Below are 19,383 nucleotides of genomic sequence, written 5' to 3'. Positions count from 1 at the left end.
CATTATGAACCGACTTCATATCCTGACCCTCGCACTGCTCTTGCTCGTCGCTCCAGCATGGGCCGATGACGTTTCCGTCACGACTCTCCCGAGCGGCCTGAAGGTGATCGTCCGGGAGGGGAACTCCACCGACCTCGCCGCGCTCGACATCTGGGTCCGCGCCGGAGCGGTCAACGAGCTGCCGGAGAAGTGCGGAACCGCCCACTTCATCGAGCACATGATCTTCAAGGCGACCGACAGGTACGGCCCCGGGCAGCTCGATCGCGAGATCGAGGGCGTTGGCGCGGATCTCAATGCCGGTACTACGCATGACTACGCCCACTTCTACACTACCGTTCCGAGCGACGCGCTCCCGACGGCGCTGAACGCCCTGGCAGATGCCGTCGTCAACGCGGTGTTCCGCGAGGAGGAGGTCGAGAAGGAACGCCGCGTCATACTCGACGAGCTTGCGCGGAGCGAAGCCGATCCCTTCCAGTATGCTCTCGATCGCGTCGCGGGGCTGCTGTACTTGAACCATCCCTACGGGCGCCCGCAGGTCGGCTCGCGGGCGACGATCGCCCGGATCACCCGGGATGACCTCGTGGCTTTCCACCGCGCATACTTCACCCCGGCGAACACTACGGTCGTCATCGCCGGGAGAGTCCGCTCGGCCGACGTCGTCGCCTTGGTCGAGAGGGCCTTCGCCGGTTTCGATCGCCCATCGTCGCCCAGGGTATCGCATCCGGAGCAGAGCCTCGATGCTCCCCGAATCCAGTCGCTCCCGCACAGGTCCGCGCAGGCCCACGTCGCGGTCGCATTCCGCGCCCCGGGGATCGCCGATTTCAGGGAGGTCTGCGTGATGGACGTGATCGAGATCGTCCTCGGGGGCACCGCGCACGGCCGCATCGCCGACGCCCTCGTGCGCGAGGGTGTCCCGTTCACGAAGATCAGGACCGACTACGTCACTCGCCGCGATCCGAGTTTCCTTGCGGTGATCGCGGCTGTCGAACCTGAGTATGCCGAGAAGGCACGTGCCGCGATCGTCAGCGAGATCAGACGGCCCGGAGTCACAGAGGACGAAGTATCCTATGCGAGGCGGCTCATAGAGGGACGCTATCTTTTCGAGCAGGAGACCCTCGCTGGGCAGGCGCGCGCCCTCGGCTTCTACGAGACGATCGCATCCTGCGACCTTGCGCTGAAGTACGTTCCGACCGTCAGGGCCATCACCGTCGGTGATGTCGAGTCAGTGGCCGCCAAGTGCTTTGCCTCCGAGAGCTACGCTGCGGTTACCCTTGTGTCGGAGGCGTCGGAATGAGGCGAATGATCTCGTGTCTGTTTTTGCTTGCGATAGTCCTCCTGATGCCCGCGTATGCCCGGACCGGCGTCGAGAAGACGATCCTGAGCAACGGCCTCACGCTCCTCGTCAAGCCCGAGCCCGAATCGCGCATCGCCGCTATCGAGGTCTTTATCCGCGTCGGCGCCGCGCGGGAGGACGACTCTAACTCGGGGATCGGCCATCTCCTCGCCGGGACGCTTCTTTCCGGGACGGAGGGCCGTTCGCCTCGCAAGCTCTCTCAACTCTTTTCTCAGGTCGGCGGCAACTTCCATGCAGTCCGGCAGTGGGACTACATCGAGATCTACGCCGTCACCCTGCCCGAGATGTGCGCCGACGCCGTCGGCCTGCTCTCTGAGGCCGTGCGGAAACCCTCGTTCGACTCCGCCGCCGTCGAGCGCGCCAAGGCATCACTCCTGAAGCAGAGCAGGACGCTGCAGGACAATGCGTACCAGGCGGCCTACTACGCTCTCGTCGCGCGGATGAACGGCGGCGGGCCGTACGGTGGGGCCTTCCTAGGCGATCCGAAGGTCGTCGAGGGTGTCACCCGTGCGCAGTTGGAGGATTTCTATCGAAAGAAGGTCACCCCGGGCAGCATCGTGATATCGGTAGTCGGCAATGTGAACCCGACGAGCATCTCCCGCGTCGTCGCCTCTCGTTTCGGCGGAATGGACTACGCGCCCCAGCGCGAGGTCGCGGCAACCTACATTCCACGAGCCGACGAACCTCCGGAGGTTGAGGCCGACCTTGCCGCGTCATACGTGATGGTCGGTTTTCCCGCTCCTCCAGTTACGGACAAGGACTATCCTGCGGCCTGCATCGCGAACGTTCTGCTCGGAGGGAACAAGAGCGCTCTGATGTTCACCAGGCTTCGCGAGGGGCAGGGGCTCGGCTATCATGTCGGCAGCATCTATCCGATGCTCAAGGAGGCGGGTCACATCGCGGCGTTCGTCGGACTCGACTCCTCGAGAGGGCCCGATGCGGGGCAGGCGGTAAAGGACCAGATCCTCGCGCTCGCCTCGGAGCTTGCAGACGGGAGGTTCGCCGACGACGATGTCGAGCGAGCGAAGAGGTATCTCATAGGCTCGCACGCCCTAGGGCGAGAACGCACCCGCGACCGCGCCCGTTACCTCGGAATCTACGAGGCCTTGGGCCTCGGGTACCGCTATGACAGCGAATACGATGCCCTGGTCCGAGCCGTATCTAGAACCGATCTCGAACGGGTCTGCCGCGACATCTTCTCCCGCCCCGCGGCTGTCGTCCCGGTGGGGCCGTAGACGGTCGGCCGCTGCTGTTTGACGGGCGGTCTAGCGTGGTGATATAATACCGGCGACAGGTTCCGCATGCCGGCGTCTCGACACCCCGCGAAGAGCGGCGTCGGATAGGCCGGCGTTTTGTTTGTTGGGCCTCGCGAATGCGATCCTTTTTCTCCGGCGAGAGATTCGTCGGGGTGATATATTACATGCTTCAGAGACTGACCGAGATTCTTCCGCGCGTCACCAGGCCTGCGCGGTACACCGGTGGCGAGTACAACGCCGTGGTCAAGGACCATTCCAAGGCGGCGGTTACGTTCGCCCTCGCGTTTCCGGATACCTACGAGATCGGCATGTCCAACCTCGGCATGCGCATCCTCTATCACACGCTCAACCGCCGCGCCGACGTCGCCGCCGAGCGCGTGTTCGCCCCGTGGACCGACATGGAGGACGAGATGCGCCGCTCGGCAGTCCCGCTATTCAGCATCGAGACCCGGACTCCCATCGGCGAGTTCGACGTAGTCGGCTTCTCGCTTGGATACGAACTCTCGTATACTGCGGTACTCAATATGCTCGATCTCTCCGGGCTGCCGGTCAGATCGGCGGAGCGGGCGGAGCAGTGGCCACTGGTCATCGCAGGTGGATGCTGCACGGTCAACCCGGAGCCGCTTGCGGAATTCGTAGATGCGTTCGTCATCGGTGAGGGCGAGGAGATCGTCCATGAGATCATTGATGCCGTGAAGGCACACCGCGCCGAGGGCAAGTCCGCAGTCCTGCGCAAGCTCGCGGAAATCGGCGGCGTGTATGTTCCGAGCTTCTACGACGTCTCCTACAACGACGACGGCACTGTCCGCGCCGTCGAGCCGAACGATGAGTCAGCACCTGAGAGCGTCACCCGGCGCGTCGTCTGGGACTTCGAGAACGCCGATTTTCCCGACCGCCCGGTTGTACCCTTCATCGAAACCGTGCACGATCGAATCGCGCTGGAGATCATGCGCGGGTGCTCCCGGGGCTGCCGTTTCTGCCAGGCGGGGACGGTGTATCGGCCCGCGCGGGAACGCTCCCGAGGGAGATTGATGGAGGAAGCGGAGGCGCTCGTCGAGAGCACCGGCTACGACGAGATCGCGCTGATGTCGCTCTCCGCGACCGACCACTCCGAGATACGCGAACTCGTGCGGGAGATTATCGAGAAGTATGAGCCCACCAAGATCGGCATATCGCTTCCATCCATCCGCGCGGACGCGCCGTGCATCGCCCTTGCCGCGGAAATCCAGAAGGTGCGGAAGAGCGGACTCACTCTCGCGCCCGAGGCCGGGACTCAGCGGATGCGCGACGTCATCAACAAGAACGTCACCGAGGAAGACCTCTTCAGCGCCGTCGAGGAGGCGTTTCGATGCGGGTGGCAGACGATCAAGCTCTACTTCATGATCGGACTTCCGACCGAGACCGACGAAGACCTTCGTGGGATCGCGCGCCTCGCGATGCATGTCACGCGGATCGGGCGGAAGGTAATGGGCCGGAAGCCCAATGTCAACGTCAGCATCGCGTCGTTCGTGCCGAAACCGCACACACCGTTTCAGTGGCATTCGCAGGACACGATCGAGGAGATCGAGCGGAAGCAGACGCTGGTCCGGTACGCGATTACCGACCGCGCGGTCAAGGTGAGCTGGCACGACTCGCGCACCAGCATGATCGAGGCTGTGCTCGCGCGAGGTGACCGTAGGGTCGGGGAGGCGATATACCTTGCCTGGCAAAAGGGTTCACGGCTCGACGCATGGTGCGAGCATTTCGACCTTCGGGTCTGGCTCGATGCTTTCGAGGAGGCGGGACTTGACCCTGCCTTCTACGCAAACAGAGAGCGTTTGCGTGATGAAGTGCTTCCGTGGGATCACATTGACTGCGGCGTGACAAAGGATTTCCTGGCCGCGGAGAACGACCGGGCGGAGAGAGCCGAGACGACTCAGGACTGCCGGCTGGACAGGTGCACGGGCTGCGGGATGGCGCGGTTCGTGCCCGGAGAGGAATGCGATGTTCCGTGTCCTGCTGCGGCTTAGAAAGGGCGAGCAGGTCAGGTACATCGGACATCTGGACCTGATGCGCTCGTTCGAGCATGCGATCCGCCGGGCCCATGTGCCGGTGGTCTACTCCTCGGGGTTCAACCCGAGGCCGAAGATGCACTTCGGCGGCGCTCTCGGAGTCGGCGTGACGAGCGAAGACGAGTGGGTCGTGCTCGACCTGACCGAGTCCGTTCCGGCGGCGGAGATCATGGCGCGGCTGAACGAGGTCCTTCCGGCGGGGATCCAGGTTCTCGGCGCCGAGGACTTGCCCGAGGGCGTCAAGTCGCCGCTCTCGAAGCTGAACGCGGCGGTGTACCGGATCACGCTCCGCTGTCCCGAGGAACTGGATGGGCGCGCCGCGCAGAGGGTGTTGGACGAGATGCTGTCTGCCGCCGAAGTGAAGGTGATGCGGCAGCGGAACGAAGAGAAAGAGGTTGATATACGCCCGCATATCCTCGGGATCGAGATCGAGGAGTGCTCCGATGGGAAACTGGCGCTGACAGCGGCCCTGACCGCCGGGAGTTCCGGCGGCGGACGCCCCCAGGACCTCATCGAGGCGCTGATCGAGCGCCTTCCTGGGTTGGGCGTAGAGAACATACACAAGATCAGGAGCCGAGGGGTCGAGGACTAGAGGGTTGAAGGGCGGAAGCCCAATCCGAAGGTCCGAATCCTGGGTTCCGATTTGAAAGGAGGTGAAACAATGTCAAAAGAGATCATCATCAACGTAGGCACTCGCGAAACGAGGATGGCGCTCATAGATGCCGGCAAGCTGGTCGAGCTTCAGATGGAGCGCGAGGAGCGGGTGGCGGGCAGTATCTACAAGTGCAGGGTGGCAAACGTGCTTCCGGGAATGGATGCTGCGTTCGTGGATATCGGGCTCGAGCGCAATGCGTTTCTCTACGCGGGCGACGTACTGCCCGAGGCGGGAGAGGAAGACCCTTCGGCCAAGAAGGAAGCCCACAGGGCCAACATCAAGGACCTGATCAAGGTTGGTCAGGAACTGATGGTTCAGGTCGTCAAGGCCCCGCGAGGGACGAAGGGAGCCCGCGTATCCACAAGGGTTTCGCTGCCCGGCCGATACCTGGTCCTGATGCCCGACGCCGACAATATCGGCATCTCGCGGAAGATAGACGAGGCCGCCGAGCGCGATCGGCTGAAGAAGATCGTGGAGAAGATCAAGCCCGCGAACTGCGGCCTGATCGTCCGGACTGAGGCCGAAGGCCGGGGCGACCGCGATATCCGCGCCGACATGGAGTTCCTCACGCGCATGCACGAGGAGATCCAGGAAAAGTCGAAGACGACTCAGGCGCCGGGACTGGTCTATCGGGACCTCAGCCTCGTCTTCAAGACGATCCGGGACGTCTTCGGGTCGAGCATCCAGAAGATGTTCATAGACTCCCAGGCGGAGTACGAGAAGGCTCTCGACGTCGTGCGGCTGATATCGCCGAAACTGAAGTCGCGCCTGGCTCTCTATGATGATCCTGAGCCGATCTTCGAGCGGTTCGCCGTCGAAAACGAGATCGACCGCCTGCTCAAGCGCAAGGTGTGGCTCAAGTCCGGTGGTCACATAACCATTGACCAGACCGAGGCGCTGACCACCATTGACGTGAACACGGGCAAGTTCATCGGGAGCACCAGCCTGTCCGATACGATCCTCAAGACGAACCTGGAGGCCGCGGCGGAGATTGCCCGGCAGCTCAGGCTTCGAGACATCGGCGGGATCATCATCATGGACTTCATAGATATGTCGAGCGCGAGAGACCGCTCGCAGGTCGTGAATGCGCTGGAACGGGCCTTGAAAAAAGACCGCACGCGGACCAAGATCTCGAACATAAGCCCTCTGGGCCTGATCGAGATGACCCGCAAGCGCACCGGAGAAACCATCTCCGAGCTGATCAGCGAGGCCTGCCCGTACTGCCAGGGACGAGGGCACATCCTGTCGCCCGAGTCGGTCAGCATCAACGTCGAACGCGAGCTGATGCAGCGGGCCGCCCTGGTGGACGATGAGGCGTTCCTCGTCACGCTCAACCCGGAGGTTGCCGAGTACCTGATCGGCCCACGGGGCGAGACGATCGAACTCATCGAGAAGCAGATGCGGCGCGCCGTGTACGTTCGCGGAGTCCACGATCAGCATATCGAGAGCTACGATATCCAGCCGGGCGACCTGCAGGAGATAGAGGCTCAGATGCTGTCCTTCAAGAAGGGGCAGATCGTCGAGTGTGAGGTCGTGCGCAGCCCGTTTGTCAGCCTGCCGAGGGCCGCGGCGTGGGCGAACGGCTACATGGTGGACCTCGCGAACGGCGGGAAGTACATCGGCCAGAAGGTGACGGCCCGGCTGACGAGCGTCAATCGCTCGTTCGCCGACGGCGAGGTTACCGGTGCGGTGAAGTGTGAGCCGACGACGGCGTTCTCGCACAGAGCCGAGCGGACGACGGCGTCTCAGGGCGAGCGGGACTCTCGCAGACCGCGTGAGCCCCGCCAGAAGCCCGAGCGGGAGCGTCCGCCGAGAGAGGAGCCTCGCGAGAAGATCGAACGCGAGCCCCGCCGACGGGAAGAACCCCGACAGCGAGTCGAGCGCGAGGTTCAACCTCGCGAAGAGCTCCGGGAGCCGGTCGAGCGTGAGCCCCGCCGACGTGACGAGCCCAGGCAGCGGATCGAGCCCGTGCCCGTGCCGATCGAAAAGCCCGCCGAGGTCCTCGACCTCGAAACCGAAGCCAGGGAGGAGCCCCGACCGAGCCGGTCGAGGGGTTCCCGGCGGCGCGGCGGGTCAAGGCGTCGAGCGGAACCCGAGCCCGAGCAGAATCGGGAGCCTCAGCCGCCGGCCGAGGAGCCGGTTCAGCCCGTGATCGAGCCGGAAGCTCAGCCAGAGGGTGAGCAGGAGGCTCCGCCTAAGCGCAGGTCTCGTCCGAGAGGCGGGCGCAGGTCCCGGTCGCGTTCCCAGCGGCCGCCAGATGCGCCGGAGGGTGGGGAAACCCCTCCGTCCGGTGGTGAGCCCCGACCGGCCGATTAGCGTCCGGCGGATGCCCTGCCGACTCCCGTCGTCGGGGCCGATATGCGAAGCACAAAACCCCGTGGGTCACCCGACCCACGGGGCTCAATCCCTCAATCCGTCGAATCCTTGTCTGCTACCTGTCGAACATCGCGGTCGTGACCTGCCCGTAGCGCGCGCTGGACACGTGTCCGTCCGCCCAGAGGACGTTCGCGGTATCCAGGTGGTCCGCGTTCATCGCGTCTCCGGTGATCTGGTCCCTCGTCTCGGAAGTGAACGCCTGGACCGCCGCGTCGTCTTCGAGACTGCCGACGACGAACACAGAGTCGTCCACCTTCGCGTCGAGCAGCACCACCGTCGTGGAATGGCTGTCGAGCGACGCCTCGGGCATACTCAGGAGGTTGGCGTTCAACTCATAGCTCAGACCCTTGACGGACCCCTCGGAGTCGGTGGAGCAGACGTAAACCCCCTGCGATCTTATGTAGGGGAAGAGCCCGCCGGTGGTGACGTCGAACGGCGGCGCAGGCGGACTGCCGCTGGCGGCCCAGTTCGAGGCGGGGAAGAGTCCGCCGTAGTCCTGCTGGTAGAGGGCGATTGCCATCCCGATCTGCCGCAGGTTGCTCAGGCACGATATCTGGCGCCCCTTCGCCCGCGCGGTGGCAAACACGGGGAAGAGCATCGCGGCCAGAATGGAGATGATCGCGATGACGACGAGAAGCTCGATGAGAGTGAAACCCCTGCGGTACTTCATGGCGAACCTCCCCCGGGGGCACGTTCATGTCCCCTGCAGCATCATTCTTCCAACGGGAGGTTCTCCCAGACGTGTTACACTTGTTAGACTAGTTGACCTGCGGGCATTGTTCCAGGATGATGCGACTAACCGCCAAGACGCCAGCGGATGCCAGGGCTCGTTCGTCCATTCGTGCGATTCGTGTTTCCCTACCCGCCCGGCACGAGCTTCACCGCGCCCTCGGGTGAGTGCCACTTGCTCTTCGGATTGTAGTGCTTCCACACCATCTCCGCGAGCTTGCGGATTGCCACGACGCCCTCATTGTCGTCGGTCCAGCGCTGGTCTTCCTGGTCCTTGGTGTAGATCGCCAGGACGTACTGCCCGCCCGGGCTGTCGACCACCGCCACATCGGACTTCGACCGGTTGATCGCCCCGCTCTTCGCGGCCGTATGAACGTCCGGCGGCACGGTGTAGAGGATGCAGTCGTCCCAGTACTGATGGGTGAGGATCCTCTGCATCCGCTCGCAGGAGGCCGGGCTGCCCGCCTTCTTGTCGACGATCATCTCGAACAGCTTGACCATCTCGTTCGGCGAGGTCATCCCGAGTCCCCACTTCTGCTGGAGGGGCCGGAGCCCGAGTTCGTCGCACTTCTTGCCGTTGAGCAGCCTGGTGGTCTTGAAGCCCTTCGATTCGAGCCAGTCGTTCACGTTCTTCTGGCCGAGGTGCTCGCGGAGGAGCATCGTCGCCGTATTGTCGCTCACGGTGATCATCAGATGGACCCACTGGCAGAGCGGGATTTTCGTGCCCTCCTTGAAGTAGTAGGCGAACCCGCCCTCCTGGCGGTCGTCGTCCTTCGGCTGGACCTCGATCGGGTCGTTCCAGCCGACCTTGCCCTGCTCGATCTGGTGCATCGCCTCGCACATGATGGTTGTCTTGATGGTGCTGGCGGTGGGGAAGGTCTCGTCGCCCCGGAGTTCGATCCGCTCGTCCGGCTTGCCCCGGTAGTGGAGGCTGTATCCGAGCGTGCCGTGGAATCCCTCCGCCACCCTGTCCATCTTCGCCTTCAGTTCATTGAGCGTTTCGGCGGACGCGGATACCGCGCAGATCAGAATTCCGATCAGAAACATGATGCATTGTCGTCGCATGTGGGTCTCCTTGTCGATATGAGATCGGCAATATCAGGGCCGAGCAGACGCCTTGTTCGCTATCCTGCGGGATATGAGATAGGCTATCACACTCACCACCATCGCCACAGCCAATAGCATGATAAGCACCGAGTATACAGGCTGCGGGTGCGGGCTGCCCGTCGGTATCAGCGTGCCGTTCTTATATACATAGGTAACCCGTGTCGAGCGGGCATGCCGCCCGAACCACGAGAACAGAACGGGTAGGGCTGCAAGGATCGGCGCCAGGTACGGCACGTTTCGTCTGTACATGAACGCGGTCAGGCATCCGGCCGCGATACCCGCCAACACCGCTCCCACCAGGCCGACCATATGTCCACCGATGATACTAACCGCCAGTGAGCCCAGACCGTTGCCTATCATCATCACCAGGTAGCCCACGAGGACGATCGCCAGTGCTTTGAGAATCTGCGGGACGTACTTCTCCATGCTGATTACCTCCTCAGCTACCTTTTCTTATAGACAATCACAGCCGCTTCCGGCTGCTTCTTGAGAGTCACGAGCCAGCCGTTCTCCATCAGTTCCTTCCCGGTCAGTTCGACGGTTTCCTTCGAGTCGAGGTCGGTCACCGCATACCGTGCCGCGGGATCTAGGCCCTGGAGGCGGAACCTCGCCGACTCGTAGGCGCTGTTCGGACGACGGAATGCCTGCACCATCCCAGCGCCGAGGTCCGGGCGGTCGAACTGCCAGGCCATCCACTGATCGTACTCCAGTGTGTACTTCGTGAGCGGGTAGAAGTCGCCGTAGTAGTAGTCGGCCACCTGACGCCACTCGCCGATCAGCTTCCGAAGGAGCGGCCAGTCGATGTCCGTGCGCCGGACATCCGGACCGAGGGTCGTGTTCGGGCACATCGTGCTGCGGAAGATGTACGTGTCGAAGGCGATGAACCCCGTCCCGTAGTACGGCAGCCAGGACGCCAGCCCGTAGGTGTGGCACTGCTCGCCAACCGGGTCGAAGATGTAGTCGCTTCGGAGGAGCGGCACGCTCCGGCGCATCGTCTCCAGGTCGTTCCGATGCCCGCCGGACGCGCAGGAGTCGATCAGCATGTCTGGCCGCCGCCGTCGAAGCTCGTCCCAGAACGCGAGGTAGCCGGTTACGTAATGGTTCTCGGTGATCCCCTGGCGGTCATCGGCATCGTTCCCGCGCCAGTAGGAGAGCGGATCGATGTTGTAATCCTGGCGGTATGCGTCGATGCCCTGCTCGGTCATCAGCTTGTCGATGTGGTCGGTCACCCACTTGCGTGCCTCCGGGTTGCCGAGGTCGAGGAGCTTCTGCCCGCCGTCCGTGCCGAGCAGCCACTCGGGATGAGTGTCGTAGAGCCACGAGCCCGGCGTGACGCGTTCCGGCTCGAACCAGACCAGCGTCTTGATGCCACGCTGACGCGCATAGTCGCTCACCGCGCGCAGGCCGCCGGGGAACCGCGTCTTATCGACCTCCCACGTCCCGACGCTAGTCCAGTCGCCCTTGTTCGGATACCACCCGGCGTCCATCCACCAATAGTCGAGCTTGATCCCCTCCTCGGCGTAGCGGTCGAGGAAGAGGATCTCGTCCTTCTCGTTGCAGAGCAGGCCGGGGAAATGGTTGCCGCTGACCGCCGGCATCTGAGGCTGAGGGAGCTTGCCGCCGAACCGCGGGAGGTTGTGCGCGACCATCCAGCGCCGCCAGATGTTCTGCGAGCGGACGCGGTCGCCCTGCCAGAACTGCAGGACGACGAGCGGCGTCCGGACCTCCTCGCCGGGATGGAGCACGAGCTTCGTCAACTCCTGGCCGGCCTCGATCCGAAGGCCAAGCGCCTCGTCCCGTGCGAACTCGGCCGCCCACTGGCCGGGCCACCCGACGACGGCGATCATGCCCTGGTTCTCCCACTCCAGGTTGAAGTAGGGGAAGACGACCCCGAGCGGGCGTCCGCCCGGCGGCGCGAAGCGGATGCTCTCCTTCGGCTTAATCACAGTCTCGAGCGGCTCGAAGTCGCGCGGAGTGACTGTCGTCCCGGCGTGATGGTGGAGGATGAACTCGCCCTGGCCGCTGCTTTCCACGCGCAGGTCGATCGCCTGGATGTCGGAGATGATCGGCGTATCTGCCGTGCCGGTGTTCTTGAGATAGACCGTCCACTCCACGGTCGGGAAGTCGGTGTACTCGATGCCGACGCACCTGACCTGCAGGCCCTTCGGCTCGGCGTAGGTCAGAGTGTGCTGGATGCGGTTGGCATCGAGCTTCTTCGACGCGCGCTCGCACTTCCAGGCCTTCGGGTCGAAGGGCTTGCCGTCGTAGATGAACGAGAACGGCACATCCGCCTTCCCGCCGAAGTTCGCCGCCGCCCACTGGTGAGCGGTCTGCATCTCGGCCCTAGTGGGCTCGATCGCATACGATGTCTGCGCAATCATCATGAGTATGGCAACTCCAGCGATCGTTTGAGCAATCTGCACAGCTCCATCTCCAGTCTGCGGTCGGAAACTAGATGCTTCGGGAGCAGAGTCCACTCTGGTGGATGGCGCTACCGAAGCCCCTCGTATCTAGTCCGATGCTTCGGCAGCGCCACCAGGTTCTGCTACCGAAACATCTGGGTTGTGCTGTCTCACGCCGCCTTCATTCCCATCGCGAAGAGCGCCATGCCGACCGACACCAGCGCCATCGCCCCGTACTGGATCGGCGAGACTCCTTGGCGGAAGATGAGCAGGAGCGCGATCTGGGCGCAGAGGAATCCGCCGCCCGTGCCCAGTCCGAGGGCGAGTGCCGGGTTCATCGACTTGTAGAGCAGCATCAGAAACCAGATGCTCGAGGCCCCGAACACGTTGCCCGCGATGAAGCCGAAGAGCCAGCGCCCGGGCGTCAGACTCCCGTATTTGAACAGGACCTGCGCTGCCGCCTGCATCAACCAGAATGCCACCATCCACACGATGCTCACTGTGCCTCTCCATCCGCGAATCGGGGATATGACCGTCCAGTCCTGAGTGCGCTCTCTGGAGCGTGTATCGAAGGACGGTTAGGTCCAGCCGACGGGTGTCCTGCAAGACCGCCCTTCGATACGATGCTATGCATCACTCAGGGCTGGACGGTGCTGGTGCCCGCTACAGCTTCTTGTATACAATCATCGCCGAGTCCGGCTGATTCGGCAGCGACACGAGCAGGCCGGTCTCCACGAGGTCCTTGCCGGTGTAGACCTCGCCGGAGATGCTGTACCGCGCCTCGGGATCAAGGCCTCGGAACCTGAACCGCGCCGACTCGTAGATGCTGTTCGGCCGGCGGAAGACCTGCACGACACCCTCGCCGAGGTCCGGGCGGTCGAACTGCCAGGCCATCCAGACGTCGTTCTCCGGGCTGAACGGCGTCAGCGGGTAGTAGTCCCCGCAGTAGTACGGCGAGATGCTCTTCCACTCGCCGATGAGGCGGCGCGCCGCATCCCAGTCAGAGTCGCGCTTGCGCATGTCGTAGCAGGCGTTGATATACGGGCAGATGTTGCTCCGGAAGCTGTACGGCTCGAACTGGTTCACGCCCGTGCCGTATGCGGGAATCCACGAGGCGATGCCGTAGGTGTGGTTCTGCTGGCTCGTCGGCTCGAGCAGCCAGTCGCTCCTGAGGAGCGGCACTGCCCGCCGGAGAGTCTCGATGTCGTTCCTCCGTCCGCCGGACGCGCAGGTATCAATCAGCATGTCCGGGTGACGCCGCCGAAGCTCGTCCCAATAGGCGAGGTAGCCCGTGACGTGATGGTTCTCGGTGATCCCCTGCCGGTCTTCGGCGTCGTTCTCGCGCCAGTTGGGGAGCGGATCCATGTTGAAGTCCTGGCGGTAGAGGTCTATGCCCTGCGAGACGAGCAGGCCGTCAACGTGCTCCGTGAGCCACTTCCTCGCATCGGGGTTGCCGAGGTCGAGCAGCTTCTGCTCCCCGTCCCTGCCTAGCAGCCACTCCGGATGCGTGTCATAGAGCCACGTGTCCGGCGTGACGCGCTCCGGCTCGAACCAGACGATGCTCTTGACGCCCTTCGCGTGTGCGTGATCGGTGATCGCCCGCAGACCGCCGGGGAAGCGCTTCGTGTCAACTTCCCACGTGCCGGTGTGCGGCCAGCCGGTTTTGTTGATGTACCATCCGGCGTCCATCCACCAGTAGTCGAGCGGGAGCTTCTCCTCGAGATAGCGGTCCACGAAAAACTTCTGGCTCTCACCGTCGGCATGGATCATCTCGCCGAACTGGTGCGAACTGCATCCCGCCATGTGCGGCGCGGGGTACCTGCCGCCGGGGTGGGGCGTATTGTGCGCCATCATCCACTGCCGCCAGACGTTCTGCGAGCGGACGCGATCACCTTGCCAGAACTGCAGGACGACGAGCGGCGACCTGATCTCCTCGCCGGGTATGAGCTTCAGATGCGTCAGTTCCTGACCGCCAACGACATGCAGGCCGTTCGTCTGATCGCGCGTGAACTCCGACGCCCACTGCCCCGGCCACCCGAGGACGGCGATGACCCCCTCGCCGGGCCACTCGATGTTGAAGTAGGGCAGATCGCTGTTCGTCGGACGCCCGCCATTGGTGGTGATCCGCTTTGATGCGCCGGGAGCGAGCACATCCCACAATGGCTGATAGTCGGTCGGGCAGTACGGGCTGCCGGTGTTGTGGTTGAGCGCGAATTCGCCCTCCGCGTTGCGCTCGAAGGTGACGTCGAGCGCCTGGATCTTCTCCAGGATCGGCGTATCGGCGGAACCTGTGTTCCTGAAGTAGACGGTCCACTCCAGAGTCGGGAAATCCTTGTACTCGACGGCGACGAATCGGACCTGCAACTTCGTCGCCGGATCGGTCCAGATGATCGTCCGCTGCTCCCGGTTGGAGTCGAGCTTCTTCGAGCTTCTCTCCATCTTCCAGGTCTCGAGCAGTTCGGAGGACGACTGGCCGCCGTATACGAACGAGAACGGCGGATCGGTGGAGTATGTCCGCGCCATGTCCGTGATGATCGGCAGTTCGCCGAGCCACACCGTCTCGCCGTTCGCCAGCAGGACCTTCGCATCGGCCCAGTCGGACTGATCGCACGAGATTCCGTCGCCCGCGTCGCCGACCTCCAGCACGAACTCGGTCGCGCCGCCGAGATCGACCGAAACCGGCACCCCGGGCATCCCCTCGCGCATCACGCCGGAGTTGAACTTCTCCCCGCCGCCGACCTTGACCGCGAAGACAACGCTGCCTCGACCGCCGGAGGTCTGCTCGTTGCTGTCCACGCCGACGACGGCGCTGAACGACTTGCTCGGTCCCGGCAGCCGCACGATCACCTTGCTCACCGCGTGGCAGTAGAGCCCGCGAGTGTACTGCTTCCCCGCGATCACCATCGGCTTCTCGTGGCGGCCGTTTCTCTGCACGGGATCGTTGTTGGCCAATACAATCAGTCCCGGCTTCGCGGGCGGCGTTTCCACCTTCCCCTCGAACCGGGCAGCGGCCCACATCCGCGCCTCGGACATCTCATTCGCAGTCGGAATCGCTGCATCCAGCGACGTTGCCATCATCAGCACCACCAATCCTGTTAGTATGCGGTATGTCATCATGTCAGTGTTCACGATCCCTCCAGGCTCTGTTATACACTCCCTGCTGGGGTTTGACAAGCACACGTAGTAGGGGTTTTCCGGGTGGCAACCCGAGCGCCACGTAGGAGGAGTCTTGCGATCCCTTGGGATCGCTTACTCCGACGGTGGGATTAGCCTCGTCATTCACCGACGCAGAATCCCTCCTACGGCCTGTGCTTGACCACGCCATGCTCCGCAACGTATCATGGACCAATCATGTCGTCACTAGTACCGTCCACCATATCCCTTCTGATCAAGCCCGCCGGCCCGGACTGCAACCTCCGGTGCACGTACTGTTTCTACCGGCAGAAGTCGGGCATGTTCCCGGAAGCCAAGGTCCACCGCATGACCGACGAGACTCTCGATCTAACCATCTCGCAGGCGATGGACGCCGGGCGCTCGCTTGCGATGTTCTCGTGGCAGGGCGGCGAGCCGACGCTCATGGGCCTCGACTTCTTCAGGCGGGCCGCCCAACTTCAGGGCGAGTATCTGCATGAAGGTCAGATCGTCTCGAACGCGCTGCAGACCAACGGCACGCTGATAGACCGCAAGTGGGCCGAGTTCCTAAAAGAGTACAACTTCCTGGTCGGCCTGAGCCTCGACGGCCCGTCCGGCATCCACGACCACTACCGCCGCGACGAGAACAAGTCGCCGACCCACGCCCGCATCCTGCGCAACCTCGAGATGATGCTCGATGTCGGCGTCGAGGTGAACATCCTCACGCTGCTGAACGAGAAGAACGTCAAGGAGCCCGACCGCGTCTACGAGTTCCTGCTCAAGACCGGGGTGAAGTACTTCCAGTTCGTGCCCTGCGTCGAGCCGGGGCCGGGCGGCAAGCCCGCGTTCTTCTCGATCACGCCCGAGGAGTACGGCGACTTCCTCTGCCGGCTGTTCGACCTCTGGCTCGATAGCTCGATGGACATCTCGATCCGCGACTTCGACGACCTGATGATGCTCTTCCAGGGCCAACGGCCGAACACATGCATCTGGGGCCCGAGGTGCGGAATGTACGTCGTCGTCGAGCACACCGGCGACGTCTTCCCGTGTGACTTCTTCGTGCTGCCGAAGTGGAAGCTCGGCAACGTCCACGAGACGACCCTCGAGGAGGCGTTCCGTTCCGACAAGATCCGGGAGTTCGGCGATGAGAAGCAGAGGTATTCCCAGGAGTGCCGGGATTGCGAGTGGGTCGGATGGTGCCACGGCGGGTGCCTCAAGCACCGCCTGCTCATCGGATGCGCCTCGCCCGAACAGACCTACTTCTGCAAGTCGTACAAGCAGCTATTCGGGCATGCGCGCAGCACCCTCGACGAGATTCGCTCCCAATCTGCCGCCGATCAGCCAGCCTGACAACAAACAGCCGGGGAGCCGCGTCTAAACTACTGCGGGACAGGACCCGCCGACAGCACAAGGAGGTACGCTTCATGATCCCTGCCGTAGTCCGGCGCTTCGCCCGCGCTCACGCAGCCGCGTTGGCGATCGGGCTCCTCTTCGCCGCTGCCTTCCTGGTCTTTTCCGGCGATCCCGCTCACGGTGCGGATGAGCGAGCCGCCCTCAGGCCCTACTCGCCTTTCGAGGAGCCCGTTCCGAACCTCCCGTCCGAGGCTCTCGGCGACAGAAGGCTCGACCGCAGGATTAGAGTCGCCAGCGCAACACTTCCACTCGGCGACCTGCTCGCGCGCATCTCGGACGCTGTCGGCGTCAGGCTCGATGTGGAGCCGAAAATCGGCGTGGAGACGCCTGCGGTCTTCTTCCGATCCCGCCCGATCCGAGACGTGATGAGCGAGCTGTCCAGGGTGTACGGGTATTCCTGGCGGGCGGTCCCCCATTCGGGAGGCCCTCGATACGAGTTCATGGAGTCCGCCGACCGCGCCCGCACCCGAAGCGTCCGCCTCCGCGATGACAAGCGCCGCGCCGACGAGATGCTGCTCGATTTCCTCCGCAAGTACCTGTCGTCTTCTCCCGAGGATGAGAGGATCAAGAATCTCGCCTGGACAAACAGCGCCGCGTATCAGTCGCTGTTCGGCCCGAACAGCGCAGCCGCCCGAAACCTGCTCTCCGCCCTCGGCGAGGAGCGACTTGCCGGCGCATTCGGCGGAGGACCTCCCGCCGCCGTCGCCTTCTCGAATCTCCCGGCAGATGCGCAGACCGCCGCGTGCGAGTGGGTCAACGCCATGAGGCAGGGCGGCATGAGATGGCGGTCGGAATCGTCGCCCGCGCCGCCTGCCCCCGTGGACCCTTCCGGTATGATGTCCAGTACGCTGTACGTTAGTGGCAACGAGGTCAGCGACATCGGAGTGTCGCGTCTCACTATCAGCGTCGCACCGCCGAACGGAGACCCGGTCACCATGCAGTGGCCGTCCCGGCAGATGCGCTACGACGACCTCGCCGCCGTTGCGGGCTGGGTGCATGAATCCGCCGTGCCGCCGTCCGTCCACTCGGAACTATCGATCAGTCCCAGGATCCCCGCGACGCGCCTCTGGCTGAACGCGGGCGACATCATCGAAGCGATCGCCGAGCAGTCAGGAATGGATGTGATCGCCGACGCCGTCGAACGCGACCGTCAGTATCCCCTGGTGTCCGGGGTGCCGCTCGGAAAGCTCGTCGAGCAGCTCTCGCGGGACGAAGACTACGCGGTGCAGGCGGACGAATCCACCCTGCGATTCCGCCTTGCGCGGTGGTATGCGAGGCCGATGATCACTCCTCCGCCGGCCGATCTGGTCGAGCGTTGCTGGCGCGACATCGAGCGGGACGGGCGAATCGGACTGGCCAATCTGCTCGAGCTTTCGCGGCTTCCCTCGGACCAGGCGGCTTGGCCCGGATTCCGGAATATGCCCGGGGCGAGCGCGGCCTTCCAGCAACCGACCGCCGCGCTCAGGCTCTGGGCCGCGCTGAAAGAGACTCCGATGCCCGAAGGCGGATTCCGGGTGTCCGATCTGAACAGCGGCGCAGCTGGGGATTATCAGCAGTGGATAGACTCCCTGCCGCGCGACACGGTCACGCCCGAGCAGGCCTCGAGCGCCTCGATCGTTATCGCAATGCGTCAGGGTGCCGGCCCCTTCGGGCAGGGGAGAGGCGGGGGCAGTGCCGAGTACCCGGAGATCAGCATCTCCGCAGGCGGAACGAGGCTGGTCTCCCACCCGGTGCGCCTCTCCCAGGGGCTGAACGACGACGACCGCCTGGCGCTCATGGAAGCCCGTCGGGCGGAGCGCGAGGCGGTCGTCGTCAAGCTTATGAGGTAGCATGTACCATGGAGATGCTGCCGGAGCCGACTGCTCTCCGGCAGCATGCTCGACTTGCTGCGTCCAGGACTCCCGTCCCTACTGCGGCGGCTGGCCCGCCTCCATGCGGAGTTCCTTCATCACCGCTATGGCGTCCTCTTGGAGCATCTGCATCATCTCGGGTGGGATGTTCTTCTGAAAGTTCATCTGAACACGCATCATCGCCCGCCGATCCTCGGGCGGCATGCTCATGAAGCCCTTCATCTGCTGTTCCTGGATCTGGTTCATCATCTCGGGCCCCATCTTCATCATTGCCTTGGTCGCTTCCAGCATGAAGCTCGGGTCCATCTGCTGCATCATCACCATGCCCGCCGCAAGCGCCTGCTCCCGCTCCTCCGGGGTCATCTTCATGAACATTTCCATTGACTCCTTCTGGAGTTGGCTGTACTTCTCGATCGTCGAGTCCGCCTTTTCCTTCGCGCGCTTCGCGGCCCTGTCGTTCGTAACGACGTAGAACGCGACCATCCCCATGTCCTTGCGCAGCGATGTCGGGATCGCATCCACCGCCCGCCTGTTCGAGGCGTGAACCAACTGCTCGCGGGTAGAGGTCTTCTCGATAATCATCTCCGGGAAACGGAGGCCCTCCATCAGGCGCAGGGTTGCGGCCAGAGTGTCAGGGTTCTTCAACAGCGTGCTGTCAGCCGGGATGTATATCCTCCGCCACTCCAGTTCGCCTGCCTTGCAGATGACGCTGAGCGCCTCCTCGACGGAAACGTCGCTCACGGATGCGGTGATCTTCACGTCGGCGGTCTTTTCCATCAGGATTCTCGCGCCGGACTGCTTCACGACTTGGTCGGTCGCGGCGCTGGCCTTCTCATCGTTGACGGAGAAACCGACGAGCGCCGGCTTTTCGGGGGCGGCCGTCGTCGAGGAGTTCGCATCCCCGGCGAGCGCCGGCATCGCGGATATGGCTGCGATCAGTATTAGAGCGAGGTACTTCATGATTGCTGCCTCCTTGTGGGAAATCGTTCTCTTGATATAGACTCCGCGCACAAGCAGAAGGTTGCACGGCCACGCGCATTCCTCCTTCCGGAATCAGC

Annotated in this window: 14 protein-coding genes; 7 read left to right on the top strand and 7 right to left on the bottom strand. The window is 63.6% G+C overall.

The genetic code is table 11. The annotated features are described in order from the left end of the window. Positions 1 to 4 precede the first annotated feature (4 nt). The 5 genes from KBC96_00435 to KBC96_00415 all read left to right on the top strand — a co-directional run bounded on the left by KBC96_00435 (position 5) and on the right by KBC96_00415 (position 7,632). On the top strand, positions 5 to 1,294 hold the full coding sequence (locus KBC96_00435; protein ID MBP6962854.1) for an insulinase family protein: 1,290 nt from the start codon (positions 5 to 7) through the stop codon (positions 1,292 to 1,294). Further along, a complete protein-coding gene (locus KBC96_00430) occupies positions 1,291 to 2,589 on the top strand; it encodes an insulinase family protein (GenBank protein MBP6962853.1) in 1,299 nt (432 codons plus the stop codon). The genes KBC96_00435 and KBC96_00430 overlap by 4 nt, the downstream gene beginning before the upstream one ends. A gap of 185 nt (positions 2,590 to 2,774) precedes the next feature. Further along, positions 2,775 to 4,619 (top strand): TIGR03960 family B12-binding radical SAM protein, encoded by a 1,845-nt coding sequence (locus tag KBC96_00425; GenBank protein ID MBP6962852.1) that lies wholly within the window; start codon positions 2,775 to 2,777, stop codon positions 4,617 to 4,619. Then, entirely contained in the window at positions 4,594 to 5,253 is a 660-nt protein-coding gene (locus tag KBC96_00420) for a TIGR03936 family radical SAM-associated protein (GenBank protein MBP6962851.1), read from the top strand. The genes KBC96_00425 and KBC96_00420 overlap by 26 nt, the downstream gene beginning before the upstream one ends. 69 nt (positions 5,254 to 5,322) lie before the next feature. Then, a complete protein-coding gene (locus KBC96_00415; GenBank protein ID MBP6962850.1) occupies positions 5,323 to 7,632 on the top strand; it encodes an Rne/Rng family ribonuclease in 2,310 nt (769 codons plus the stop codon). 115 nt (positions 7,633 to 7,747) lie between these two features. Here the strand turns inward: KBC96_00415 and KBC96_00410 are convergent, their stop codons facing one another. The 6 genes from KBC96_00410 to KBC96_00385 form a co-directional block, all read right to left on the bottom strand. Continuing rightward, positions 7,748 to 8,362 carry a type II secretion system protein gene (locus KBC96_00410; protein ID MBP6962849.1) on the bottom strand — a complete coding sequence of 205 codons (615 nt, stop codon included), beginning with the start codon at positions 8,360 to 8,362 and terminating at the stop codon, positions 7,748 to 7,750. 188 nt (positions 8,363 to 8,550) lie between these two features. Then, positions 8,551 to 9,486 carry a serine hydrolase gene (locus tag KBC96_00405; protein MBP6962848.1) on the bottom strand — a complete coding sequence of 312 codons (936 nt, stop codon included), beginning with the start codon at positions 9,484 to 9,486 and terminating at the stop codon, positions 8,551 to 8,553. 33 nt (positions 9,487 to 9,519) lie between these two features. Next, positions 9,520 to 9,954, bottom strand: coding sequence for a hypothetical protein (locus KBC96_00400; GenBank protein ID MBP6962847.1), 435 nt, complete (start codon positions 9,952 to 9,954; stop codon positions 9,520 to 9,522). A gap of 17 nt (positions 9,955 to 9,971) precedes the next feature. Next, on the bottom strand, positions 9,972 to 11,951 hold the full coding sequence (locus KBC96_00395) for an alpha-galactosidase (protein ID MBP6962846.1): 1,980 nt from the start codon (positions 11,949 to 11,951) through the stop codon (positions 9,972 to 9,974). A gap of 149 nt (positions 11,952 to 12,100) precedes the next feature. Further along, entirely contained in the window at positions 12,101 to 12,430 is a 330-nt protein-coding gene (locus KBC96_00390) for a hypothetical protein (GenBank protein MBP6962845.1), read from the bottom strand. Between the two features lie 163 nt (positions 12,431 to 12,593). After that, positions 12,594 to 15,059 carry an alpha-galactosidase gene (locus tag KBC96_00385; GenBank protein ID MBP6962844.1) on the bottom strand — a complete coding sequence of 822 codons (2,466 nt, stop codon included), beginning with the start codon at positions 15,057 to 15,059 and terminating at the stop codon, positions 12,594 to 12,596. Positions 15,060 to 15,281: 222 nt separating this feature from the next. Here KBC96_00385 and KBC96_00380 point away from each other — a divergent pair, with 222 nt between their 5' ends. Then, positions 15,282 to 16,412 (top strand): anaerobic sulfatase maturase, encoded by a 1,131-nt coding sequence (locus KBC96_00380; protein MBP6962843.1) that lies wholly within the window; start codon positions 15,282 to 15,284, stop codon positions 16,410 to 16,412. 74 nt (positions 16,413 to 16,486) lie between these two features. Then, complete coding sequence (locus KBC96_00375; protein MBP6962842.1) at positions 16,487 to 18,304, top strand: hypothetical protein; 1,818 nt, start codon at positions 16,487 to 16,489, stop codon at positions 18,302 to 18,304. 78 nt (positions 18,305 to 18,382) lie between these two features. Here the strand turns inward: KBC96_00375 and KBC96_00370 are convergent, their stop codons facing one another. Continuing rightward, entirely contained in the window at positions 18,383 to 19,285 is a 903-nt protein-coding gene (locus KBC96_00370) for a hypothetical protein (protein MBP6962841.1), read from the bottom strand. Positions 19,286 to 19,383 lie beyond the last annotated feature (98 nt).

Source organism: Armatimonadota bacterium (assembly GCA_017993055.1).
Lineage (GTDB): Bacteria > Armatimonadota > UBA5829 > DTJY01 > DTJY01 > JAGONM01.
Note: the sequence above shows the minus strand (reverse complement) of the source record. Positions and strands in the feature narration are given on the sequence as shown.